Genomic DNA, 23,330 nt, shown 5'->3' with positions numbered 1-23,330 from the left:
GAAGAAAAAGCATAGATGCTATGCCTGTATTCCATTTTTTTTCTCATAGAGGTGTGATAATGTTGACGAGAAGGGGAGGGCGTAAAGAATGGACGATTTGACTGCGAACATTAATGAAAACGTATTGCACATTCAAAGATCGGGCATCCGGCAATTTTTTGATAAAGTGGCGACGGTAGAGGGAGCGGTACAACTCACCCTCGGCCAGCCGGATTTTCAAACCCCCGAACATGTAAAAGAAGCCGCCAAACAGGCGATCGATGATAATCACACCACTTATACGGCAAACGGGGGCATTCCGGAACTGAAAAAGGCTGCCACAGATTTTGCAAGGGAAAAATATGGCTTATCTTATGATGCCAAAAGGGAAGTCATTACTACCGTTGGAGCAAGCCAAGCGTTGGATATTGCCTTGCGCACGATTCTATCTAGCGGGGATGAAGTGCTTTTGCCTGTACCTGCGTACCCGGCCTATGAACCGCTTATTCGGCTGAACGGTGCGAAACCAACGTACATTGACACGAGCAAGACGAATTTCAAGCTGACAAAAGAGGCGATTCAAGCAGCTATCACACCCAAAACACGCGCGCTTATCCTATCCTATCCTTCCAATCCGACGGGAAGGGTACTCAGTGAGGACGAATTACAAGCGATTGCCGCTGTCCTTCAGGATGAAAATATTTTTGTTATCAGCGATGAAATCTACAGTGAGCTCGTCTATGCACAGGTCCATTCCTCCATCGCGTTCCAACCCGGCATGAAAGCACGCACGGTTGTCATTAATGGCTTATCGAAATCACACAGCATGACGGGGTGGCGGATCGGTTTTGCGTTCGCGCCCACAACGCTCACGGAACAAATGTTGAAAGTGCATAGCTACAATATTTCTTGTCCCAGTTCCATTTCCCAGCATGCCGCGCTTTCGGCATTGACCGTGGGGAAAGATGATGCAGAGCGAATGCGGGAGGAATACGAAAAACGGCGGGATTATATGCTCCGTCGCTTACGTGACATGGCAATGCCCGTTGAACAGCCGGAAGGCGCCTTCTATTTGTTCCCATCGATCCAAACGACCGGACTTGATTCCTATACGTTTGCGGAGCGGTTGTTGAAAGAAGAAAAACTTGCCGTCGTCCCCGGGACGGCATTTTCCAGATACGGAGAAGGATATGTACGTTTATCCTATGCTTATGATATGGAAAATCTAACGGAAGCATGCTATCGCTTGGAACGCTTTATGCATCGGAACGCGACTTAGGTCGTCGGGAAACGTAAGGATGACCTTTTTCGTAAAAACGCCATGGATAGTGTTTCGCATCACCGCTCGAGTCAATGCCGACCCGGGGGGAAGTCTCAACAACGATGCTTTCTCCAGTTCCTTCTGCAACGAAAAGAGTGTCGCTTTGCAGGTCATGGCCATTGTGCCGATCCTTCGTGATGCCAAATGCTTGCCCGAGTTTTCCGGGACCATTGGTTAATTCCCGTCGTTGGTTTTTAGTTAAGTGATCATAAGGGCGTTGAAATCGTTTCGCGGCCATTGCATCCAGTCCTTTTATTGGTTCCACTGCTCGCAGCAATACACCTTCGGGTATTCGGGCCCAACGGTGACGCAATTGATGCAGTGATGAATGCCGTAAATAAGGTAGACATAGGCGTTCCCCGCTTCCCCGTACATTGTTTCATTCCTCGGTGTTCTGCGTCCGCCGTATGTATGGGCAGCACGGTCATTTGGACCAATGTATGCTTCCACTTCAACAATTTTACCAACAAGAGTTTTGCCTTCTTGCCGGTGGACGAGATGTTTTCCAATGAGTGCGTGGGCGACTTCCAACGTAGGTTGCTGAAAAAAAGCGCGAGCGAGTTTTTTCATCGGAATCCTCCTGATTGTCTAACAAGCTGAATTAAAGTACAATAAATGAATAAAAGGGGTGATGGATATGTCAGATGAACAAGACTTCCAAGAAACAAAAGAACGAGTGTGGGCAGAGTTGGAAAATGTCATTGACCCTGAACTCGGCGTAGATATTGTGAACCTTGGGTTAGTATACGAGGTCGACTTGGATCCTGACAAGAATGTAGCAATTACCATGACATTGACGAGCATGGGCTGCCCGTTGGCAGGCATGATTCAATCCGAAATTAAAAATGCTTTATCAGGATTGCAAGACGTCAATGAAATTGGGGAAGTCGAAGCGAACATCGTTTGGAATCCGCCATGGGACAAAGATAAAATGTCCCGTTATGCAAAAATTGCCCTCGGCGTAGCCGATTAATTAAAAAACGGTTGAAGGTTAACATTAGAACCTTCAACCGTTTTTTTGCTATAAATTATGCTTTTTTAAATGCGTCCACGGTATCGCTGAACATTTTCATGGCATTATCCACCGGTGCTGATGTTGTTAAGTCAACGCCGGTTTTTTTCAATAATCCAAGGGGGAAATCCTCGCTGCCACTTCGCAAAAATTGGAGGTAATTGTTCAGCGTTTCCTCGTCGCCGTCAAGAATGCGCATAGCAATATCAATCGCTGACACGAATCCCGTCGCGTATTGATAGACATAAAAAGCCCGGTAGAAGTGGGGGATGCGTGACCATCCATACTTTACTTCATCGTCGAAAACAAGTGTCGGGCCATGGTAGGTGCGAAAGAGCGATTCATATAATTCATTTAAACTGTTGGCGTCCAAAGGCTCTTCCGCTTCCGCTCGTTCATGGGTTTGTTTTTCAAAATCCGCGAACATAACTTGGGTAAAAAACGTGCCTTTAAACTGTTCAATAAAGTGATTAAGCAAGTATTTCCGCATTTTTGGGTCTTCGGTTTCTTTGAGCAAATGCTGAATGAGCAAGACTTCATTGACGGTTGAAGCAACCTCTGCTACGAAAATACGGTAATTGGCCGTAATTTGCGGTTGGTGTTTGTTCGAAAAATAACTGTGCATCGCGTGACCCATTTCATGGACGAGCGTAAACTGGCTGCTTAAATCGTCATTGTGATTGAGCAAAACGAAGGGGTGGATACCATAAACACCCATATTATACGCGCCTGACTTTTTGCCCGGTGTTTCCCGCACATCTATATAACGCTTATCCCGAAATTCCCGCAGAACCTCAATATACTCCCCTCCGAGTGGTGCAAGCGCTGCAAGCATCGTATCATAGGCTTCATCGTACGAAATATCCACTTTCATTTCAGGGACGAGCGGGACGTTCAAGTCATATTGACGCAGCTCGTCGACGCCCAGCTTTTCTTTTCGTATCGCGGTGTAATCATGCAAGGGTTGGATGTTGTTCTTTGCCGCCGCAAGCAAATTTTCATAAACATCCACGGGGATATTATCACCGAAAAGGGACTGGCTGAGCGCAGATTCATGCCCGCGAATCTTTGCGAGCGTCGTGTTTGTTTTGACTTCTGCGGCAAGATTGGTTGCGATGGTGTTATTTAATTCGACATAAGGCTTGTAATAGGCTCTGTACGCTTCGATACGTACGTCGCGATCCTCATCTTCGATTCGCTTCGAGTACATGCCGCGCGTTAATTGTACTTCGTTACCGTCCTCATCGGTGACATTGCCGAACGGAATATCCGCATTATTGAGCATATTGTACGTATCCGCGGGTGCTGATAACGACTCGCCCAATTGGGAAAGCAGTTCTTCTTTTTCTTTTGAAAGGACATAAGGTTTATATCGAAACGATTTCCAAAGCGTGTTTTCAAAATAGCCAAGTTTTTCTTCTTCCTGAATATATTGCTCCAAGGTTGCTTCATCCAAGGTCAATAAAAAAGGCATGAAAAAAGCCGTTGCTTCACTGACTTTCACGCCTGTCTGCGAAGCTTTCGCCTTGAGTTGTTGGGCACGGGAATCCCGTGTGTCGATGTCGGATGAAAACATCGTGTAGGCGAAGACGTGCTGAAGTTTATAAACCATTTCTTCTTGTTTTTTTAAGAAGGCGAATAGGGAAGCGCCATCGTTGATGTTGCCATCGTAATCGTTCAACTCATTAGCGATGGCCAGCACATCATCCACATCTTTTTGCCAATCATCTTCGGAAGTGTAAAGGTCGGTCAAATCCCATTTTTCCTGTTTCGGAACATCTTCTCGTTTTTCATGCGTTGTCATCGTTATCCACCTGCTTTTTTAGCTGTTCTTTTCTATATCTATTCCACATGTGTCTGATTTTACCCTCGTTTGAGTGAAACTTGATTAGGGCAACGCTACCGCTATACGAGCCACTGTGCTAGGAGAAACTTTTTTCCAACTCATCCACCAATGAACCGACATAACGAACCGCTTGCGAAATGGGTTCGGAGGTCGACATGTCCACACCGCCTTTTTTAAGCAGTTCAATCGGTTCCATCGTGCCTCCCGCTTTAAGCATGGAAAGCCATTGATCGACAGCCGGTTGTCCCTCTGTCGCAATTTTTTCGGAAACAGCCGTTGATGCCGTTAATCCAGCAGAATAGGTGTAAGGGTAGAGACCCATATAATAATGCGGCTGCCGCATCCAAGTGAGGGCGGCTCCGTCGTCAAGGGTGAGCGCATCTCCCCAGAAGCCGGAGAGCACATCATATTTCAGCTCGTTCAGTTTCTTGGAAGTAAGGGTCTCGCCTTCTTCAGCAACGTTGTAAACCTCTCGTTGGAATACACCTTCCAATAGGTGAGTGACGAAATTGTGGTAGTACGTGCCAAGGAGGGACAAAATCACCCAGCGTTTCATTTTCACATCCTCTGCTTTGTTGAGCAAATGGCGGGCGAGCAGCATTTCATTCATTGTTGACGGCGCTTCAATCATGTAGGTGGACGGGCGGACACTCCCGACTCTTTGCTGTTGATTCGCCAAATAAAAATGGCCGGCATGCCCGAGTTCATGTGCCAGGACAAACGTTCCGCGCATCATGTTCGTCCAGGTGAGAAGGATATAGGGATGGGTGCCGTACGGGCTGGAACAAAAGGCACCGGTTTGTTTGCCTATATTATCGGCCCGGTCCACCCAACCGTCATATAACCCTTTCTCCATAATGGATACATATTCACTCCCCATCACTTCCAGCGCTTCCAAAATGGTTTTGGCCGCTTCATCATAACTGATCTCCGGTTCATAATCGGGATCAAGAGGCGCTTTTATATCCGCGAACGTCATCGTCTCCAAGCCGAGCACCCGCTGTTTCAACCTGGCATAACGTTGCATATGAGGGGCCAATTCCCGGTAGATCGTATCCATTTGTTGATGATAAATGTCCTGCGTAACGTGTTGGGAGTGCAGGAGCATATCGGTGACGGAAGCATATCCACGCAATCGAGACGTAATCACCTGTTTTCTTACTTCGGTATTATACGTGCTCGCATAAGTGTTTTGGTAGCGACGTAGCTCGTCGACAAACGTTTCGTAAGCATTTCGGCGAACAGCGGTTTTCGATGAGAATTCATATTTGTCTTCATACAGCGCAAATGACAACGGATATTCATTGCCTGAATCATCCTGAAAAGGGGAGAAGGTTACATCGGCGGATTTACTTTGCTCATAAATCTTTAACGGCGCATGATGTACTTCTCCGAGCGCCGCAAGGATCTCTTCGGATTCTTTCGGTAAAGCATACGGTTGATCTCTTAAAATGTTTTGAATCGGGGTGTCGTATTTGTACAAATCAGGAGCTTCGTTAAAAAAAGCATCGATGGTTCCTGCAGACATAGCGATGATTTCCGAAGAAATAAAAGCGACCGCTTGGTTGTACTCGCTCATCAGGGCACGGGCTTTCCCTTGACGAGCCTGGTTTTTCGCATCGGTCCCGTCTGTTGCCAATTGCAGTTGCGCATAAGTGACGATGGGGATAAGGCTTTCTTTCAGCTTTTCATCGGTCTCCAGGCATGCGAGTAATACGTTTGCGCTTTCGTGCAATCGTCCTTTATACGCGTTCACGTCCGGTATTTGCTGTCTCAGTTGATCATAGGCATTCTCCCATGCTTCATCGTCCGAAAACAGATCCTCAATGTTCCATTTTTGTTCTTCCGGGGTTTCATGTCGCTGTTTCAACGTATGATCAGCCATCATCTTTCATCCTTTCGTAAACCTTTAAATTCGTATAAACGGCTTGCAAATATGGGGTGGACACCTCATGTTTTTCCGCGAGTTGCAACAGGTAGCCCTGGATATGGTCGGCCTCGACAGGCAATCCTTTTTCTAGATCCTTTTGCATCGACGCTTTTGTTTCCTCGGAAAGTTTCATGAATTGTCGCCATGCTTTGTCCGCGAAATCATCTTTGATCGGTTCGTCTGTATGGCGCATGACCGTGATGATTTCGTCAATAAGTTGATAGGTGAACGCTCGGCCTTCCTCACTTTCACGAATTGGTCCGACCGGGCAATTAAACAGGGTGGTGATGCTCGCGAGCGTGGTAATAAATAAATATTTTCGCCACATGCCTTCGGAAATATGTATGCTCGTCTCTACGTCGGCATTCGTTTTTTCAAAGCTTTCGCCAATGCGTGTCACCCGTCCGCTCATTTCACCGTTTCGTTCCCCGAATGTCAATCGATGGCCGCTGCTCGTATGCAGAATGTGCCCTTCCTCTGTAAGCGTTGACTCAATAAAACATAGCCCTCCCAAAACCGTATCTTTGTTAAAATAACGATCAAGGGTATCGAGGTGACCTATGCCGTTCAAAAGCGGAATCACAACCGTGTCATCATGCATAAAGCCTTTGAGATCCGGAAGGACGTTATCCAGCTGATATGCCTTCGTGCTTAATAGAACGACATCGAATGTCCCCGCTTCCCCTTTTTCAATAAGAGGCGGATCAAGTTTCGCGCTTCCTTTGACACTTTGCAGAACAAGTCCGGTTTGCTCCAATTGTTTTCGGCGATTAGGCCGAACAAGAAACGTGACATCTTCACCGGCTTCAAGTAAGCGCCCGCCAAAATATCCTCCGACCGCGCCGGCACCGACTACAAGAAATTTTAATCCCATCATCATGGCTCCTTTCGCTCGTTGCATATCCAGTATAACGAACATGGGAAAAATTAAAAATAGTTAAGCACCAATGATTCAAAGCTGTAGGTTGTGAAGAAAAGATGTTAGACTGATGAAAAAGCCAAAAAAGGATGTCGTCACAGATGAAAACATTTCAAGCCTCAAAAGCAATTCAACGATTACCGGATCAGTATTTTGCGAAGCTGGAAAAAAGTATTCTCGCCCTCAAAGATAAAGGGCACGATGTCATTAACCTTGCGCAAGGAAGCCCGGATCAACCGACACCAAAACATATTATTGAATCGTTGCAGGAAGCAGCGGAAGAACCGCGATATCATAAATATTCCCCTTTTCAAGGTTTCCGTTTTTTAAAAGAAGCGGCTGCCGAATACTATAAACAGCATTATGACGTTGACTTGGATCCCGACGAAGAAGTTTGTGTATTGTTTGGGGGAAAAGGAGGACTCGTAGAAGTAAGCGAATGCTTGCTTGATGAGGGCGATGTAGCACTCGTGCCGGATCCGGGTTATCCCGACTATTGGTCAGGGGTGGCGCTTGCGAATGCGAAAATGGAAATGATGCCGTTACGGGCCGAGAACGACTTTTTGCCGCGCTACAATGAGATTTCAGAAGAAGCGAAAGAAAAAGCAAAATTGCTGTTCTTAAATTATCCGAACAATCCTACCGGAGCAGTTGCTGATCAATCGTTCTTTGAAGAAACAGTTGATTTTGCCCATGCCAACGACATTTGTGCCGTTCATGATTTTGCGTATGGCGCGATCAGCTTTGAAGGAAAACAGCATGACAGTTTTTTGCAAGTCCCGGGAGCAAAAGAGACCGGCATTGAGATTTACACCTTATCGAAAACGTATAATATGGCCGGTTGGCGCGTTGGATTTGCGGCCGGGAATCGATCGGTCATTCGGATGCTGAACACGATTCAAGATCACATGTATGTCAGCCTGTTTGGAGCGGTGCAAAAGGCTGCTGCTGATGCTCTGACAGGATCACAAGCGAATGTGGACCATCTCATCGATATGTACGAGGGGCGCCGAAATGTATTAATGGAAAAGGCACGAGAAATCGGCTGGAATGGGGAAGCACCGAAAGGTTCTTTTTTTGCTTGGTTTCCTTGTCCGGAAGGAATGACCTCCGACACATTCGCGAACAAGCTGCTGGAGGAAGCGCATGTAGCCGTTGCTCCGGGCCGCGGTTTTGGCGAATATGGGGAAGGATACGTACGTTTGGGACTCGTGAATGATGAAGCAACGATTGCAAAAGCGTTGGATCGTATAGCCAAATTAAATCTCTTTCGGTAGGAGTGGCCTGAAATGAAGATTGCAATTTATCAAATGGATATCCTAGCAGGAGAACCGGAAACGAATCGAAAAAAAGTGCAGCAATGGCTGCAAGACGTCGTGAACCGTCACCGGCCGGATATTGCTGTCCTGCCAGAAATGTGGACGACCGGTTACGCGCTTCCTGAAATTGCGGAACTCGCGGATGAGGAAAACGGACAAACACAGCAAATGTTGAAACGTTTGGCAAAAGAACACGGGATTGACCTCGTTGCCGGTTCGATTGCCGTAAGGACAAACGAAGGCGTTGTGAATCGTACGCTCACGATTTCCCGAGCAGGGGAGATCATCCATGAATATGACAAGATTCATTTAGTTCCGATGCTAGACGAGCCTCGTTACTTGGCGGGAGGAAAAGAAAAAGCAACAACTTATGAACTGCAAAAAACAGCGATGGGTTCCTTCATTTGTTATGACTTGCGGTTTCCGGAACTCGCCCGTTCACTGGCGGTAAGCGGCGCAAAAGTGATGTATGTCTTCGGCGAGTGGCCGGCGTCCCGTCGTGATCATTGGGATGCCTTATTACGGGCAAGGGCGATTGAAAACCAATGTTTCATTGTGGCAGCGGGATCTGTCGGCAGTTATAACGGGGCAGCATTTTCCGGTCATTCCACCGTCATTTCCCCTTGGGGAATGTCCTCGCACTCGGGAGCCCCGACGAGGAAGAAACACTTGTCGCCGACATCGATCTCTCGGAAGTAGATAATTTCCGTGAAGCTGTTCCATCGTTAAAGAACCGGCTCCCATCCCGTTATTGAAAGGAAGCGTGTCTATGAAACTTGTCAGCTATCAAGAAGGGAAGAAAGAGGCCGCAGGGATATTGAGAGGGGATGAACTCCTTCCGGTGGAGAATATAAATCACTCGGACGAGAAAGATTTCCCCATTACCATCCAGGCTTTGATTGAAACGGGACGTGTGCAGGAACTCCAAACATGGGTCGAGGCGCAAGGTTCGTTGCCGGATGCCGCTGCTATTGATAAGTGTTCATTTGCCCCCTTATACCGAAAGCCGCCTAAAATATGGGGAATCGGGCTGAACTATGTAGACCACGCGGCGGATTTACATGAGAAGGCTCCCAATACGGAACCGGCAAGTTTTATGAAACCGGCAACAACCGTCATTGGACCGGGGGAGGAAATCCAATTGCCTCTCCAATCGGAACGTACGACCGGGGAGGCAGAACTCGGGATTGTGATTGGCAAGCGTTGTAAAAATGTATCCGAGTCCGATGCGCAATCCGTCGTTGCCGGCTATACCACGGTCATCGATATGACGGCGGAAGATATCTTGGCCAAAAACCCGCGTTACTTAACACGGTCGAAAAGTTTTGACACCTTTTTCAGTTTCGGGCCTGCATTGATCACACCAGATGAAATAGACGCAGTGCACGAGCTGGAAGTGGCTACATGGATCAACGGCAACCTTCATCGCAAAAATGTCGTCGCCAATATGACGTTCCCACCGGAAATGCTCATTTCTTTTCATTCGAAAGTCATGACATTGGAGCCCGGAGACATTATATCCACAGGCACACCGGGCGCGGTTCCGTTAAAAGACGGCGACACGGTAAGTTGCGAGATAACAGGTTTCCCATTATTGGAAAATCCGGTGAAAGATCTGAAAATAGAGGGAGGAAAAAGTGATGGATCTACAACTGAAAAATAAAGCAGCGCTCGTTTTGGCGGGAAGTAAAGGGCTGGGACGCGGAATTGCTACTGAATTGGCACGCGAAGGCGCGAATGTTATCATCGCGAGCCGTGATGAGGAGCAATTGGAACAAACAGTAGGGGAGATCAAACAAGACATCGGCGGGGGAGAGTTGCAGTACGCGATATGTGATTTAACCAATGAAGATGATATTAAGGCAGCGGTGCAAAAGACCGTGGACCAATACGGCACGGTGGATATTTTGATTAACAACAGCGGGGGACCTAAAGCAGGCGGTTTTGATGATGTCAACATGGCGGATTGGCAAAACGCTTATGAATTAAACTTGTTAAGTTACGTTCGGGCAACGGAAGCTGTGCTTCCTTATATGAAAAAACAGCAAAACGGCCGCATTGTGAATATAACCTCTTCATCGATCAAAGAAGCCCTTGACGGGATGGTGTTATCCAATACATTTCGCGCCGGGGTCCTCGGCTTAACGAAAAGTTTGGCATCTGAATACGCGCCCGATAATATCCTTGTGAACACTGTCGGTCCCGGCAGAATCTCGACTGATCGTGTTGCTTCCCTCGATGAATTGAAAGCATCGAAACAAAATAAGGATATGGAAACCGTGCGAAAAGAAGCAGAAGCGAAAATCCCCGCGGGGCGTTACGGCAAACCGGAAGAATTTGCAAAAACAGTAGTCTTCCTCGCATCACAAGCGAACAGTTACGTGACCGGAGAAGCCATGCTCGTGGATGGCGGTTTGGTGAAGGCTTTATAAAGGATTAGTGTTAATCGGGAAGCAGGGCGCAATTTGACATCCTGTCATATTTAATGTATTCTTTCATGGTTGGCTTTCGATCAGCCCATAGTACCGGCTGCTCGATGATCACCTTAAGTTTTTTTACTCCCATGTCTAAACTTATAGGACATATCCGATTGCAAGAAAAGAACATGCTCAATTCCTATGGCGCGGTCACGGAACCGCAATGATGAAAGAGTAGGAAGGGCTTTCGTTGTGTTGAGAACGTTGCTCATGTTATCCGACTAGATTTGCAAGTTTGTTTACTGAAATATAAGCATTGATAGGAAAATGAAAGGTGATTAAGACGCATCGTCGTGCATTGTAATTGCACGGCGATGTTTTTTTGTTCAATTTAAGAGGATGTATAGCCATTCTGTAAGACGCAAATGTTATGGAAGGAACTCATCCGTTTGCAACGGAAAACATCGAGAGGAATTTCATGATGGAATTGTTTTTACAAGCAATTATTATTTACATCGGCGGGACGACGATTTTACGAATTAGCGGCAGAAGGTCCATCTCGCAAATGACGATTCCGCAAACGGCAATTATGATCGGAATCGGTTCACTGATGATTCAGCCGCTCACAGGAAATGGCATGTGGTGGACGTTGGCAATCGCTTTCGTTTTGATTCTTTGTCTCATTGTTACGGAGTATCTCCAGATCAAATTTAATCGTGCAGAAACGGTGATTTCAGGAAAAGCGGTGCCGGTTATCGAAAATGGCATGCTTCATGAAAAAAATTTAAAAAAGATGTTACTGCCGGCCGATAAAGTTGAAGCCCGGTTAAGAGAAGCAGGGATTACTGCAATTGAAGATGTCCAATACGCAACGATTGAGTCAAGTGGGCAGTTGGGCTACACATTAAAACCAGGAAAGCAACCGGCAACAAAGGAAGACATCGAAAACTTAATGCAACTGATCCAAAATGGCGAAGCAAACATAAATAACGATGGCAATTCTGCACAAGGCAATATTTTTACGGAGACCATCGATAAAGATGGTAATCAGGAGAAACAAATACCGGATAAATTACAGTGATCTATTTCGTTCCTGTCGTTAAAAGGGGAGAAGAAGACCGAATGCATATCTATGCATTCGGAATAATGCAACCACAGGGGTATGTTCGCAACTTGTTACTCACAGTTAATACTTCCGATAATATATATTATGTTAACTTAAAAATGAATTTTGAGAGGAGAGGTTTATCCACAGTGTGTAGCTAGTTTGTGCACATGCTTAATTTCTTTCGTTCCACTGTTTCATCTTTCCTTATCGATCTGTTATACATACAAATAAATCACGCTGTCTCATTGACCTACATATCTTCGATGTCCAATCCCATCTTCATGGAAAAAGGCACAGGATAGTGTGTGCCTTTTCTTATTTTTTCTTTTTGGTCAATTCGAGTCAAACTTGTCATCGACCGACTTTGTCAGTTAAATATACACTACTCTTTTTTACGTCTCTTAAACAAAATTGTTGCAACGATGAACGAAACGATTAGCAAGCCTCCAAACCAAGCCATCGTCAACCAATGATTATGACCAATTGGTGTTCCAAGCAAAAGTCCACGTAATGTCTCTATAAGCGGGGTCATCGGTTGATTTTCTGCAAATGCGTGAAGCCACGATGGCATTGTCTCGGTTGGAACAAAGGCGCTGCTGACATAAGGCAGGAATAACATTGGAAATGTTATGGCGTTGGCCGTTTCCACATTTTTTACAAGTAAACCAAAGACAACAAATAACCAGTTGACCGAAAACATAAAAAGAGACAAGATACCAATGACACCAAGCCATTCCAGCAACTCCGCATTCGGATCGAATCCAATGAGCAACGCAACGATAAAGACGACTGTCGTTGCGACTGCATTACGGACGAAGCCTCCGATGACATGGCCCACCATTAATGAAGAAGGAAGAATTGGCATGCTGCGGAAACGTTCAAATAAACCGCCAACCATGTCCTGGGTGACACTTAGAGCTATGATGGAACTCCCAAACCCTACACATGTAATGATCACACCGGGGACAACATAGTTCACGTAATCCGTGCCTGTCTGAATCGCTCCCCCAAAGACATAGACGAACATGATCATAATGGCTACGGGTAATCCAATCGCCATCACCAGGGACTCTGTTTCTCGAAAAATATGTTTTAAGCTACGCCGGGCCATCGTCCAACCGTCCAAAACAGCCCAAAATAATTTTGAATCAGTCATTTACACTAGCTCCTTCATTAAGATCGCTTGTTAGTTCCATAAAGACATCATCCAAAGTCGGTTTACGAATGTTGATAGACGCTGGTTCAATTTCATATTCATGCAATTTGTTCAACAGTTGGCGCAGATTTTCCGTTGAACCTTCCGTGGAAACCGAGAGACTCCATTCGTTCTCGTTCATTTGTCCCTCCAGAATATTTTTGACTTGATGAAACGACGTCTGATCCCTAAACGTTAACTCTAGCTTGTCTTGACCAACCATACGTTTAAGATCCTCCGATGTCCCTTCTTCAATGATTTTGCCGCCACTGATAACAGCAATTTTGTCTGCAAGCTGATCAGCCTCTTCTAAATACTGTGTTGTTAAAAAGATGGTTACGCCGTTTTCTGCAAGTTGCTGAATCAAGTTCCACATATTCTTGCGGCTACGTGGATCTAGCCCTGTTGTTGGCTCATCCAGGAAAATCACTTTTGGGTCGGCAAGCAGGCTGATTGCAATGTCGAGCCGGCGGCGCATTCCGCCGGAATAGGATTGGGCTCGCTTTTTGGCAGCATCTTGCAAATCAAATTGATTCAATAGTTTTTCTGTTCTCTTTTTAACAGTATCGCGATCAAGATGATTTAACCGCCCCAACATTTGCAGGTTTTCTTCACCTGTGAGCAGTTCATCTACTGCCGCATACTGGCCGGTTAAACTGATTATCTTCTTCACAGATTGGGACTCATGTTTGATATCGTAACCGCCAATTGTCGCCAAGCCTCCATCAGCTTTTATCAAGGTAGTCAAGATTCGAACCATCGTCGTTTTCCCTGCTCCATTTTCTCCAAGTAGTGCAAAAATGGATCCATGTTTTACGTCAAAGTTCAATCCATCTAAAACAGTTTGTTTCCCGTAGCTTTTTCTAATGTTTTTTACCGATATAACAGGTTCATCCATGGAATAATCTCCTTCCGTATTTATTGATTGACTTATTCAGTCAATAATATAGCAAAAAAATTTTGGTTGACTAAATCAGTCAATAAAATAATAAAAGGTTTCTTTTTTTGTGTCAAGAACAATTGCAATATTTATCTTGCTGAAATCATTCTTAACAAAATCTCCACTTTCCATTCCATGTGTTCTTTCCAAAATGAAGGATCATCTGCCATAATGCTGGACAAGATTGTCAAATAGACACCCAGCAACTCTTCTGTGTCTCCTTGAATAATCTCTCCGGTTTTCTGTCCTTCATAGAACAACGGATACAGTGATTCAATATAGAATTGCCCTGCTTTTTCCACGAGGTCCTTTAAATGATCAGGCAAACCATTGGAAGAACTTAAATTCTGCATGATTCGAAATACGCTACTAGTGATTTCTGTATCGCTCTCTGTAAATGCAAATTGGGTAAACTGCTTTATTTGTTCCAAGGGGCTATTCTGACTTTCTTTTAGATCATGAAAAACTTGATCGGCTTTTTTTTCTTCGATTGCCCACTCCAAGCTTTCAGATAGTATCTCGTCTTTGGAATTAAAATAATGATAGACCAATCCATGGCTCACTTTCGCTTCTTTTGCAATCATGCTTATTTTTGTTAGTTTAATGCCATTATCCGCAAATACTTTAATTGCAGCACGCATGATCTGGGCTTTTCTTTCATTTTTTTTCTGTTCTATTTGTTCATTATTTAACGGCGCCATATTTATTTTCATTCCTTTGTTTTGTTAAGAGAAGTTTTGGATTGAATTTACGAGTCCATATAAAAGTATGATGAACGCGTTGCTTTGTCAAGACAGGCGAGTGGGGTATTTTTCATGTTTATATGTGTTGTTATTAAGTAAATCATTTCTGGTACATGAATTTCAACCATACCTTCTGTTCACCCAGGTTACTGTACTTAAATTTATGCTGCCAACATGAAAATTTAAAAAATAACGAAGAATGGTTCTCCCACCCTTCGTTATTTTTCTCCCTCTAATTCTGCCGCTATCGCGCGCCCTGCTGTCCGTCCTGTAAACAGGCACCCGCCCAAAAAGGTTCCTTCTAAAGATCGGTAGCCGTGGACACCGCCTCCTCCGAATCCGGAAACTTCTCCGGCGGCATAAAGCCCGGGTATCGCTTGCCCTGCTTCGTTCAAAACAGCGCCGGATAAATTCGTTTGCAGGCCGCCCAACGTTTTACGGCTGAGAATATTCAAACGTACGGCAATCAATGGACCGTTTTTCGGATCGAGAATGCTGTGTGGTTTGGCAACTCGACTCACTTTATCACCAAGATACTGACGGGCGCTGCGAAGTGCCATCACTTGCAGATCTTTTGTAAATTTGTGAGCAATGGCACGATCTCGAGCACGGATTTGGCGTTCGATAGCTTCAACAGTCAATAAATGCTCATCAGTCAAGGCATTCATCCCGCTGACGAGTTCTTCCAACGTATCGGCAACGACAAAATCTTCGCCTTTGTCTTTAAAGGCTTGAACAGGAGCCGGAGCACCGGATTTCACCCGGTTTAGCACCTTTTTGATACTTTTTTCGGTTAAATCCGGATTTTGTTCGGATCCCGAAAGCGCGAACTCCTTTTCAATGATTTTTTCCGTTAGAATAAACCAGGAATAATCGTATCCGGTTTTTTGTATGGCGCTCAGCGTACCCAAAGTGTCAAAACCCGGAAAATTGGGAGAGACGAAACGCTGGCCACGAGCATCAAGCCAAATCGAAGACGGTCCCGGAAGGATACGGATCCCGTGTTTGGGCCAAATCGGACTCCAATTTTTAATGCCCTCGGTGTAGTGCCACATACGATCCCGATTAACGATACGACCGCCAGCCTTTTCGGCAATGGAAAGCATGCGGCCATCGACATGCGCCGGCACACCGGAAATCATACGTTTGGGTGGGTCCCCGAGCCGGTTCGGCCAGTTTTCACGAATCAAATCAAAGTTTGCCCCTATGCCTCCGCTCGACACCAAAACTGCTGCAGCAAGGTACTCAAACTCTCCCGTCACTTCTCGAGGACTTTCTTCTCCTCGGTCATTATTGCTTGAGGCTAGTTTGGAGCCACTAACCCCTACAACTGTCCCATTTTTTGTCATAAGGCGGTCTACCTGGTGCCGCGGCCGGTAATCGACTTGTCCGTTTTTCATATGCTCGCGGACGATTCGTTCGAATGGTTCAACCAAGCCCGGGCCTGTGCCCCAGGTGATGTGGAAGCGGGGAACGGTGTTCCCATGGCCTTCGGCAAGGTAACCCCCGCGTTCCGCCCAACTTACGACCGGAAAAAATCGAACGCCCTTCCTGCGTAGCCATTCACGTTTCTCCCCGGCGGCGAATTTCAAATAAGCTTTCGCCCATTTCTTCCCCCAGTAATCTTCATCCTCTTTACGATCGAAATCGGCCGTGCCCATCCAGTCTTGCCACGCCAATTCCAACGAATCTTTGATCCTCATTCGGCGCTGTTCCGGGGAATCAATCAGAAATAAGCCTCCAAACGACCACCACGCTTGGCCTCCCAATGAAGCTTCCGGTTCTTGATCCAAAAGTAAAACTTTTTTTCCGGCGTCAGCGATTTCTGCTGTTGCAACCAATCCCGCGAGCCCTGCGCCCACAACGATAACATCGGTGTCCATGGTGTGAAGGCCTCCTTCGTTCCTAATAGAAAGCGTTTTCAATATTTTATCATAGATTCGAAGGATTACATTTTGTTTCTCAATAAATCTGTTTAGTCTTCTCCTCCGATCAAACCTACAAAAACGACCGGCATAATGAATGTGGAAGTGATTTCCCCTTCTTCATCTTTCTCGATCAACGTTAAATCCTGGTTGTGCGGACCGCCGATGGGGATAATCATCTTTCCGCCGTTTTTTAACTGTTCGAGGAGCTGTTCCGGTATTTCCGGAGCGGCAGCAGTCACCATGATGCGGTCAAAGGGGGCTTTTTCTCTCCAACCGCGGCTTCCGTTCCCCTGTTTAAAGTGAATGTTTGTAAATTCCGCTTCCTGCAATTTTTCTTTTGCCCGCTCGTGCAAGGCTTTAATGTGTTCAACGGTGTAGACGGTGTCGGAAAACGCGGCCAGTAGAGCGGTTTGAAAACCGGAGCCTGTCCCGATTTCCAGTACTCTGGATTCAGGGGAAAGGCCGAGTTCCAACGTCATCTTTAATACGAGCGTCGGCTGGGAAATGGTTTGCCCATAACCAATGGATAACGCCTGGTCTAATGAGGCCAATTCTTTATTTTCATCGATAAAATAACTACGGTCCATTTGCTCAAAATAGCGGTTGATTTCTTTTTCTTGGTTATGCAATCTATTCACCCCTTTTCGAAATAATAAATCCATCCCTCTTCCTTTACCGTTTCTTTTTCATGCGTCGGAGGGTGCGCGAGGTTGGGCAAGGGTGAATCGTTTACGCCAAAAGCAATGGCATAAAGGGCACAAATACAGGCATCGTAGGCGTCGGTTCCAGGTTTAATGTTGGTGGGCAAATACTGTCTGATGTTTGTATGAGCTTCCGACTTTTTAGATGCTTTAAGCAGAGCAGGATACACTTCTATTATAATTTTTTTGTCTTCTTTTCCTTGCTTTGCCATTGGATAAATTTTGAAGCCATCGCGCTTTTCCCACAACTTCGCGTGGGACATCGCGACGGTCGTATTATTCCCGATTCTATCAAAAACAGCGGATAGAGGCTTTTTCCCCAATATTTCATAGATCGCTCGGTCCGTATATCGATATGCAAGCGGATTTTGGATTTCTTTTTCAGGCTTATCGACCGGGTTTATTTCTCCGTTGATGAGTTGTATGAATGCCTTCGGATAGCCAAGCGGGGCATCCACGCCAATAATCATGCGGCGATCATCGTCCGAATTAAGGGTATCATCGACGGAACTTATTAATTGTTGCAGCGATAGTCGCCCGCTATTCGGAATCGATATTTCTGTCGGTGCGCCCTTCCACTCAATGGTTTGTTTTGCAGGGTCCCACTCACAAATAGCAACGCCATGATTGCTTCCCATCCAACCTCCTACATCCCAGCCAATGCCAATAACTTTTGGTGTCATTACTTCAGAGGTTCCCTTCTTAAAAATGCGGTCATGCAATGGTTTGCGCCCCAACCGTTCATGATTTCATCCATCTCGACGGCAATGACTTCGATCCCTTCCTGCCGGAGCAATGCTGTTGTGTCCGGATTACCAGCAGGGATAACGACTTTGCCCGGCTCAAGCGCCACAAAATTTAATGCCATCATATGTTTAATTTCTTCGATATTTGTGGCTTCGATAAGCTGAATATCACGCTCCATCAACTGTTTGGCACAATCATAGGTCACATGCCACGGAAAAATAACCATCTTGTTTTTCGCAACCATATTCATATATCCATCTAAATGGATGCTGCCGTAAGGAATTTGCGTTTTAATAATATCGGTAACGCCAAGATTTCGCAGCTCAAATTCTACCTGTCGGATACCGGATTCGTTTGCTCTGCTCCCGGTCCCCAACACAACGGTTTCACGGTCCAACCACATCGCACAAGCCCCTTCAAAAATACCATTCCCATTAATCGTTGATATAATGGGCACGCCCAATTCCGTTAACGTTTGGGCGACAGCTTTTTCTTCCCCTCGCCGGAAAGGGTTTCCTGCCCTGCCCACAATAGCGCCTTCCGGCGTCATGAACATTAAGTCTCGCACGTACATGGCGTTGGGCTTGTCCTTTCGCTGATGTTTGACATAATGCACGCTAATGCCATGATCACGATATATTTTCGCCAGAGCATCCTGTTGTTTTCTTGCACGGTCAGGTTGAATGGAGCCTCGGAAACGGTAATCGGCATAATTGTTTTCATGGATCTCGCTAATTTCATCGCCAGGTCTGTGCATGAGCACGGCTTTCAGCGGGGCGACTTCCGAATCACAATACCATTGTCCCCAATGGTCAGGCATCTCTTCGGCAAACGATTTTTCAGAAGGATGCCATCGTTCTCCTTGTACGTTGACCTTCATGTCATCTCTCCTTCGACCATTCTAAGACCAACATTAAGGCAAAGATGCAACAATGGCAAGCACTATTCAGCGTACAATTGTACGGACGAGGTTTGTCAATGTTATGATTGTGGCGCGTGACAGTATCTTAAAACGGAGTTGTTTATATGGGGGTCACGATTTTAACGGCAATCGCCGCGTATGTCGCGACAGCGATCGATTATCTGGTCTTATTAATCATCCTTTTTTCGCAAACAATCAAAAAAAACCAACTGAAACATATCGTGATCGGTCAGTATTTAGGCACGGCGATTATCATAAGTGTCAGCTTATTGGCCGCTCTTGGCACGATTTTTATCCCTCAACAATGGATCGTTGGCTTGCTAGGGCTTGTGCCGATATATTTAGGAGTAAAGATTTGGGTCAAAGGAGGAGAAGAGGCTGAAGAAAGTGATATTTTATCGCTGTTGTCGTCCGGTCGATTTAAACAGTTATTTTTGACCGTGACGTTTATCGTATTAGCGTCAAGTGCCGATGACTTTGCCGTTTACATCCCTTATTTTACAACCTTAGATATGATCGAAATACCTGTGGTCGCGATCGTCTTTTTTATCATGGTCGGAGTTTTATGTTATGTCAGTTATCGTTTGGCAAATGTGCGGTTAATCTCGGAAAAAATTGAGAAATATGAACGCTGGCTCGTTCCCGTTGTCTTCATCGGTTTAGGGGTTTACATTATGGTAGAAAATGGCGTCTTTCATGTGCTCTTTTCGAGCTAATAGCACTTCAGCCTTTATCCTTAACTATTTTTCACATCAATTAAACGGAAACGTTCACAAACGAGGAGCATGTCCTCGGAAAATTCGCAACCGATAGCTCCTATCACCTTCACCTTCTGCAAAAGCAAACGATTCGGTTACCTCATTCATCGGAGTAATCATTACTTCCACTGTCTTTATGATTGCTACAGGCTCGTCATTGCTATCTAAAATAATACTGTAATCCTCTGTTGTTGGCAGCGGTTCATTATCCATTTCATAAAACATATATCCAGAACATGTTGCAGTTTTAACGCCATCAACAACTAATTGTGCAATATAGTCAGGCTCAGCTCTGAATGGATATGCGCTAACGGACTGCGGTTGTTCCCGACCTTCCCAATATTCGCTCCAATAATTCAGGGCAATCTGATCCATCATTTCCTCTCCATCGTATAACCTAAATAACCCGTCTGAAGTTCAGGTTCGTATGTGCTTCTCCGGTGTCCGTCATCTTTTTTTGTTCTCCTTGAAGCTCAAAGCCCCTCGCTTCATAAAAAGGAATGCCTCGCCAATTTCCTTTTTCAACCGACACCCACTGTTCACTTGCACCATTAGCCACCTGTTCCTCTGTGAGAGCTGCGAGCAGGCGACGTCCGGTTCCTTGATAGCGATAGGCTTCATCGACATACAAAACAAACACATCTCCTCGTTCTGGTTCAGTCTTTGCTCCACCAATTGCTCCGACAACCTCACCATCAACGATCGCCACATGAGAATAGACACCAGTCGTAATATCCGTACGCACCTTGTCATGGTTGTACCAAAACGCCATATTTTTCTTTTGATACCTGGCACTCAAAATTCCATCGACCGTTTGCTGCCAACCCTTGGCACAAACATGGGCAATTCCGGAAACATGTTCCGCACGGGGTTTCATAATATCTACAGCCAAACGAACCTCCTCCTTAAGAAGATTGAATCAATTCTCCGGCCATTTGATAATGACTCCTCTCCTATAAAACTAATTTAATCTATTCAATTATTTTTTTGAATAATTGAATTGTGAACGTTCCTTCTCAAGGTGTCCATTGGTTTACGCTCCATATTACTAATGCAAACGTCAAAATTCTTTCACAAGCATGTCGGGAATCTTTTCCCGACTCCCCGCTGTGGGGACACTTGCCCCTACATTCCTCTATTTTCCGATTCCTCTCAGTGCATCCTCCACGGATACATATTGGAATTGCTCTCCATATTTATCATCCCATTCTGCTTTCTTCAAAAGGTCCATAACCGGGCCTTTTACTCCGGCAAGCAAGAACTTAATATCTCCTTGCCTCCATGATTCCATGATTTCTTCAAGCGAATGAATCGCTCCCGCGTCTATGGCATTCACCCCGTAGAAGTCTAGAATAATCCATTTTATATCAGGTTTTTCAGCTATACGCTCCTGTAATTTATTCTCTAAAAAGGTCATGTTTGCAAAATAGAGAGAAGCATCGACTCTAAAAATCATTATTTGCGGATCCACTTCTGCTTCCGGATAACGTTTTATGTTACGAAAAACATTTTTTGCGGCAAATACCCCCAATTCAGCTACATGCGGATACGCACTTCTTGCAATAAAAATGACTAATAGAAAATGCCACCCCGATTAAAATACCTTGCTCAATGCCAATGACAAGGGTTGCGGCAAAGGTAATGATCCATGTCCAACCATCGACACTGCGTATTTTAAATAAGTGCTTAACTTCTTTTATATCGATTAATCCATAGACCGCCACTATAATAATCGCTGCCAATACCGCATGAGGCAGGTAGTAGAAAAAACCGGTAAAGAACAATAGGGTTAGGAGAATCAAGACCGCCGTAATGATGGAAGCCAATGGCGTTCTTGCCCCGGATTCATAGTTGACAGCTGAACGGGAAAACCCTCCGGTCACCGGATAAGCTGAAAAGAAAGAACCCCTACGTTAGCAAGCCCTAATCCAACCAATTCCTTGTTTGGCTCGATCTTGTATTTTTCTTTAGCGGCAAGTGATTTCCCCATTGCAATTGATTCCATAAAACCGACGAATGATATCGTTAAAGCCATCGGTAGCAATGCGATGACTGCATCGATACTTAAAGCCGGGATTGAAAATTCCGGCAAACCTTGAGGGATATTTCCGACGATGGACAAACCCAATCCTTCCAAGTTTAATTGCGAAACGATTAAAATACTTACGGCGACTACCACGATCGGGCCCGGTATTTTACGAACATATTTTTTAAAAAGAATAAGAAGACCAATACTCCCGATCCCTATAGCAAGCGTGACAGGATTGATTTCCGTGATTCGCATCATGGCTTCCCAAACCCGCATCAGTGCATGATCAGCTTTCAAATCAACGCCGATGAAATCGTTTAGCTGACTGATCCCGATAATAATGGCTGCTGCGGTCATAAAACCGCTAATAACCGCATGGGATAAAAAATTGACCAAAAATCCAAGTCGCAATATCCCCATCAGAAATTGACTCACACCTACCATTAACATGAGTAATAGCGTTAATGAAATATATTCACTTGTACCCGGTTCGGCAACCGTCGATACCCCGGTCAGCACTAGTAAAGAGACCATTGCAACCGGCCCGACAGCGAGTTGTCGGGACGTACCAAACAATGCATAGATAATTAATGGGATCGTTGACGCATATAGACCAACAACCGGAGGCAGACCGGCAAGCATTGCATATGCCATCCCCTGGGGGATAAGCATTACGGCTACGATTAACCCGGCTGACAAGTCCCCGCTTAAATCGGACTTTTTATAATGGCGCATCCAATCCAGGGCAGGGATCATTTTTTTTAACACATGCTTTCTCCCCTTCTCAACAGTTAGTTTACCTTCTATATCATTCGAATTTGGGTTTCATCACAATATACCGAAATCAGTATATTAGAAAGTGGATCGATTTCTGTCAATGCTGAGAGGGGAGGCCGAGGATGAAATCTATGTGCGAATAACTTTTCAGGGATAGAAGTGTCTCGGTCCTGTAAGTTCCATCCCTGATCGTTTAACATCACATATTGTGTGGCAGTCTTTATTCATTTACGGATTGGTCTATGCAGGATATCAGTCTGGCTTCAATATCTTCTGCAAAAGTGTCGAGGGAATCATCCTCTATCAGAGCAATGAGTGTTGTTAGCTTCGGCATTCCGATTTTTGTCTTCCCTTGATCGGTGTAGACAACGATTTTACACGGGAGAAAATAACCGATCATATGATTTTGTGTTAAAGCGTCTTTTGCTGCTTTTGGATTGCAAACTTCAAGTACTCTGTAATCCCGGTCATAATCAAATCCTTTATTCTCCAACGTCTCCTTAATATCGAAATCCCACAGCACCCCAAACTTTTCTTCTTGCAATGCGGTTTCCAACGCGCTCACTGCTTCGTTCACAGATTTATTCGTTTCAACGGTATAATGAAACATGATGGACCCCTCCCTTTAAGGCATAATAGGCTCTCGGAATTCACCGATGCTGGTGTGACAAGGGTTTCCTTGGCTCACCTGATTGGCTATCCTCCCTCTTTCGGGAGGATTTTTTTCATTTTCGCTCGA

23 protein-coding genes and 2 pseudogenes are annotated in these 23,330 nt (G+C 45.3%); 8 read left to right on the top strand and 17 right to left on the bottom strand.

Annotation, left to right across the window (positions count from 1 at the left end; translation table 11 throughout):
* Positions 1 to 88 precede the first annotated feature (88 nt).
* Positions 89 to 1,258, top strand: a complete 1,170-nt coding sequence (locus EPH95_RS01990; protein WP_142086878.1) for an aminotransferase A — start codon at positions 89 to 91, stop codon at positions 1,256 to 1,258.
* Here the strand turns inward: EPH95_RS01990 and EPH95_RS01985 are convergent.
* A pseudogene (locus EPH95_RS01985) lies at positions 1,236 to 1,870 on the bottom strand (DNA-3-methyladenine glycosylase). The gene EPH95_RS01990 and the pseudogene EPH95_RS01985 sit on opposite strands and share 23 nt — an antisense overlap.
* A 67-nt stretch (positions 1,871 to 1,937) precedes the next feature.
* On the opposite strand from EPH95_RS01985, the gene EPH95_RS01980 reads away from it, so the two are divergent.
* Positions 1,938 to 2,273, top strand: coding sequence for a metal-sulfur cluster assembly factor (locus EPH95_RS01980; protein ID WP_142086875.1), 336 nt, complete (start codon positions 1,938 to 1,940; stop codon positions 2,271 to 2,273).
* 55 nt (positions 2,274 to 2,328) lie between these two features.
* Here the strand turns inward: EPH95_RS01980 and pepF (EPH95_RS01975) are convergent, their stop codons facing one another.
* From pepF (EPH95_RS01975) to EPH95_RS01965, 3 genes are all read right to left on the bottom strand, one after another.
* Positions 2,329 to 4,116, bottom strand: a complete 1,788-nt coding sequence (gene pepF, locus EPH95_RS01975) for an oligoendopeptidase F (RefSeq protein WP_142086873.1) — start codon at positions 4,114 to 4,116, stop codon at positions 2,329 to 2,331.
* Positions 4,117 to 4,234: 118 nt separating this feature from the next.
* A complete protein-coding gene (pepF, locus tag EPH95_RS01970) occupies positions 4,235 to 6,046 on the bottom strand; it encodes an oligoendopeptidase F (protein ID WP_142086871.1) in 1,812 nt (603 codons plus the stop codon).
* Positions 6,036 to 6,968 carry a ketopantoate reductase family protein gene (locus tag EPH95_RS01965; protein ID WP_227004011.1) on the bottom strand — a complete coding sequence of 311 codons (933 nt, stop codon included), beginning with the start codon at positions 6,966 to 6,968 and terminating at the stop codon, positions 6,036 to 6,038. The genes pepF (EPH95_RS01970) and EPH95_RS01965 overlap by 11 nt, the downstream gene beginning before the upstream one ends.
* 140 nt (positions 6,969 to 7,108) lie before the next feature.
* On the opposite strand from EPH95_RS01965, the gene EPH95_RS01960 reads away from it, so the two are divergent.
* The 5 genes from EPH95_RS01960 to EPH95_RS01940 all read left to right on the top strand — a co-directional run bounded on the left by EPH95_RS01960 (position 7,109) and on the right by EPH95_RS01940 (position 11,824).
* Positions 7,109 to 8,284 carry a pyridoxal phosphate-dependent aminotransferase gene (locus EPH95_RS01960; protein WP_142086867.1) on the top strand — a complete coding sequence of 392 codons (1,176 nt, stop codon included), beginning with the start codon at positions 7,109 to 7,111 and terminating at the stop codon, positions 8,282 to 8,284.
* Positions 8,285 to 8,296: 12 nt separating this feature from the next.
* Positions 8,297 to 9,025, top strand: coding sequence for a carbon-nitrogen family hydrolase (locus EPH95_RS01955; RefSeq protein ID WP_319592811.1), 729 nt, complete (start codon positions 8,297 to 8,299; stop codon positions 9,023 to 9,025).
* Positions 9,026 to 9,095: 70 nt separating this feature from the next.
* Entirely contained in the window at positions 9,096 to 9,989 is an 894-nt protein-coding gene (locus tag EPH95_RS01950; RefSeq protein WP_142086865.1) for a fumarylacetoacetate hydrolase family protein, read from the top strand.
* A complete protein-coding gene (locus EPH95_RS01945; RefSeq protein WP_142086863.1) occupies positions 9,967 to 10,758 on the top strand; it encodes an SDR family oxidoreductase in 792 nt (263 codons plus the stop codon). Before EPH95_RS01950 ends, EPH95_RS01945 begins: the two co-directional genes overlap by 23 nt.
* A 415-nt stretch (positions 10,759 to 11,173) precedes the next feature.
* On the top strand, positions 11,174 to 11,824 hold the full coding sequence (locus EPH95_RS01940; RefSeq protein ID WP_227004010.1) for a DUF421 domain-containing protein: 651 nt from the start codon (positions 11,174 to 11,176) through the stop codon (positions 11,822 to 11,824).
* Between the two features lie 409 nt (positions 11,825 to 12,233).
* Here EPH95_RS01940 and EPH95_RS01935 read toward each other — a convergent pair whose 3' ends face one another.
* The 7 genes from EPH95_RS01935 to EPH95_RS01905 form a co-directional block, all read right to left on the bottom strand.
* Positions 12,234 to 13,007, bottom strand: a complete 774-nt coding sequence (locus tag EPH95_RS01935) for an ABC transporter permease (RefSeq protein ID WP_142086859.1) — start codon at positions 13,005 to 13,007, stop codon at positions 12,234 to 12,236.
* Complete coding sequence (locus tag EPH95_RS01930) at positions 13,000 to 13,944, bottom strand: ATP-binding cassette domain-containing protein (protein WP_142086857.1); 945 nt, start codon at positions 13,942 to 13,944, stop codon at positions 13,000 to 13,002. Before EPH95_RS01930 ends, EPH95_RS01935 begins: the two co-directional genes overlap by 8 nt.
* A gap of 131 nt (positions 13,945 to 14,075) precedes the next feature.
* Complete coding sequence (locus EPH95_RS01925) at positions 14,076 to 14,687, bottom strand: TetR/AcrR family transcriptional regulator (protein ID WP_227004009.1); 612 nt, start codon at positions 14,685 to 14,687, stop codon at positions 14,076 to 14,078.
* Positions 14,688 to 14,947: 260 nt separating this feature from the next.
* Positions 14,948 to 16,612 carry an FAD-binding dehydrogenase gene (locus tag EPH95_RS01920; RefSeq protein WP_142086853.1) on the bottom strand — a complete coding sequence of 555 codons (1,665 nt, stop codon included), beginning with the start codon at positions 16,610 to 16,612 and terminating at the stop codon, positions 14,948 to 14,950.
* Between the two features lie 92 nt (positions 16,613 to 16,704).
* Positions 16,705 to 17,319 carry a protein-L-isoaspartate(D-aspartate) O-methyltransferase gene (locus EPH95_RS01915; protein ID WP_142086851.1) on the bottom strand — a complete coding sequence of 205 codons (615 nt, stop codon included), beginning with the start codon at positions 17,317 to 17,319 and terminating at the stop codon, positions 16,705 to 16,707.
* Positions 17,292 to 18,041 carry a DUF429 domain-containing protein gene (locus tag EPH95_RS01910; protein WP_142086849.1) on the bottom strand — a complete coding sequence of 250 codons (750 nt, stop codon included), beginning with the start codon at positions 18,039 to 18,041 and terminating at the stop codon, positions 17,292 to 17,294. Before EPH95_RS01910 ends, EPH95_RS01915 begins: the two co-directional genes overlap by 28 nt.
* Positions 18,041 to 18,985, bottom strand: coding sequence for a dimethylarginine dimethylaminohydrolase family protein (locus EPH95_RS01905; protein ID WP_142086847.1), 945 nt, complete (start codon positions 18,983 to 18,985; stop codon positions 18,041 to 18,043). The genes EPH95_RS01910 and EPH95_RS01905 overlap by 1 nt, the downstream gene beginning before the upstream one ends.
* Positions 18,986 to 19,131: 146 nt before the next feature.
* Here EPH95_RS01905 and EPH95_RS01900 point away from each other — a divergent pair, with 146 nt between their 5' ends.
* Complete coding sequence (locus tag EPH95_RS01900) at positions 19,132 to 19,743, top strand: CadD family cadmium resistance transporter (RefSeq protein ID WP_142086845.1); 612 nt, start codon at positions 19,132 to 19,134, stop codon at positions 19,741 to 19,743.
* A 20-nt stretch (positions 19,744 to 19,763) separates the two neighbouring features.
* On the opposite strand, the pseudogene EPH95_RS01895 reads toward EPH95_RS01900, so the two are convergent.
* From EPH95_RS01895 to EPH95_RS01880, 6 genes and pseudogenes are all read right to left on the bottom strand, one after another.
* A pseudogene (locus tag EPH95_RS01895) lies at positions 19,764 to 20,160 on the bottom strand (ASCH domain-containing protein).
* A 22-nt stretch (positions 20,161 to 20,182) separates the two neighbouring features.
* Positions 20,183 to 20,677 carry a GNAT family N-acetyltransferase gene (locus EPH95_RS01890; RefSeq protein WP_227004008.1) on the bottom strand — a complete coding sequence of 165 codons (495 nt, stop codon included), beginning with the start codon at positions 20,675 to 20,677 and terminating at the stop codon, positions 20,183 to 20,185.
* A 243-nt stretch (positions 20,678 to 20,920) separates the two neighbouring features.
* A complete protein-coding gene (locus EPH95_RS19610) occupies positions 20,921 to 21,316 on the bottom strand; it encodes a sodium-independent anion transporter (RefSeq protein ID WP_319592810.1) in 396 nt (131 codons plus the stop codon).
* 1 nt (position 21,317) lies between these two features.
* The gene (locus EPH95_RS19605; protein WP_319592809.1) at positions 21,318 to 21,668 is read right to left on the bottom strand and encodes a SulP family inorganic anion transporter; all 351 of its coding nucleotides are present in this window, start codon (positions 21,666 to 21,668) and stop codon (positions 21,318 to 21,320) included.
* The gene (locus EPH95_RS19600) at positions 21,665 to 22,582 is read right to left on the bottom strand and encodes a SulP family inorganic anion transporter (protein WP_319592808.1); all 918 of its coding nucleotides are present in this window, start codon (positions 22,580 to 22,582) and stop codon (positions 21,665 to 21,667) included. The genes EPH95_RS19605 and EPH95_RS19600 overlap by 4 nt, the downstream gene beginning before the upstream one ends.
* 229 nt (positions 22,583 to 22,811) lie before the next feature.
* Positions 22,812 to 23,201, bottom strand: coding sequence for a DUF302 domain-containing protein (locus tag EPH95_RS01880; RefSeq protein ID WP_142086843.1), 390 nt, complete (start codon positions 23,199 to 23,201; stop codon positions 22,812 to 22,814).
* Positions 23,202 to 23,330 lie beyond the last annotated feature (129 nt).

The sequence above is a fragment of the Salicibibacter halophilus genome (assembly GCF_006740705.1).
Lineage (GTDB): Bacteria > Bacillota > Bacilli > Bacillales > Marinococcaceae > Salicibibacter > Salicibibacter halophilus.
The sequence above is the reverse complement of the archived record's forward strand: the minus strand, read 5'-3'. Positions and strand labels throughout refer to the sequence as shown.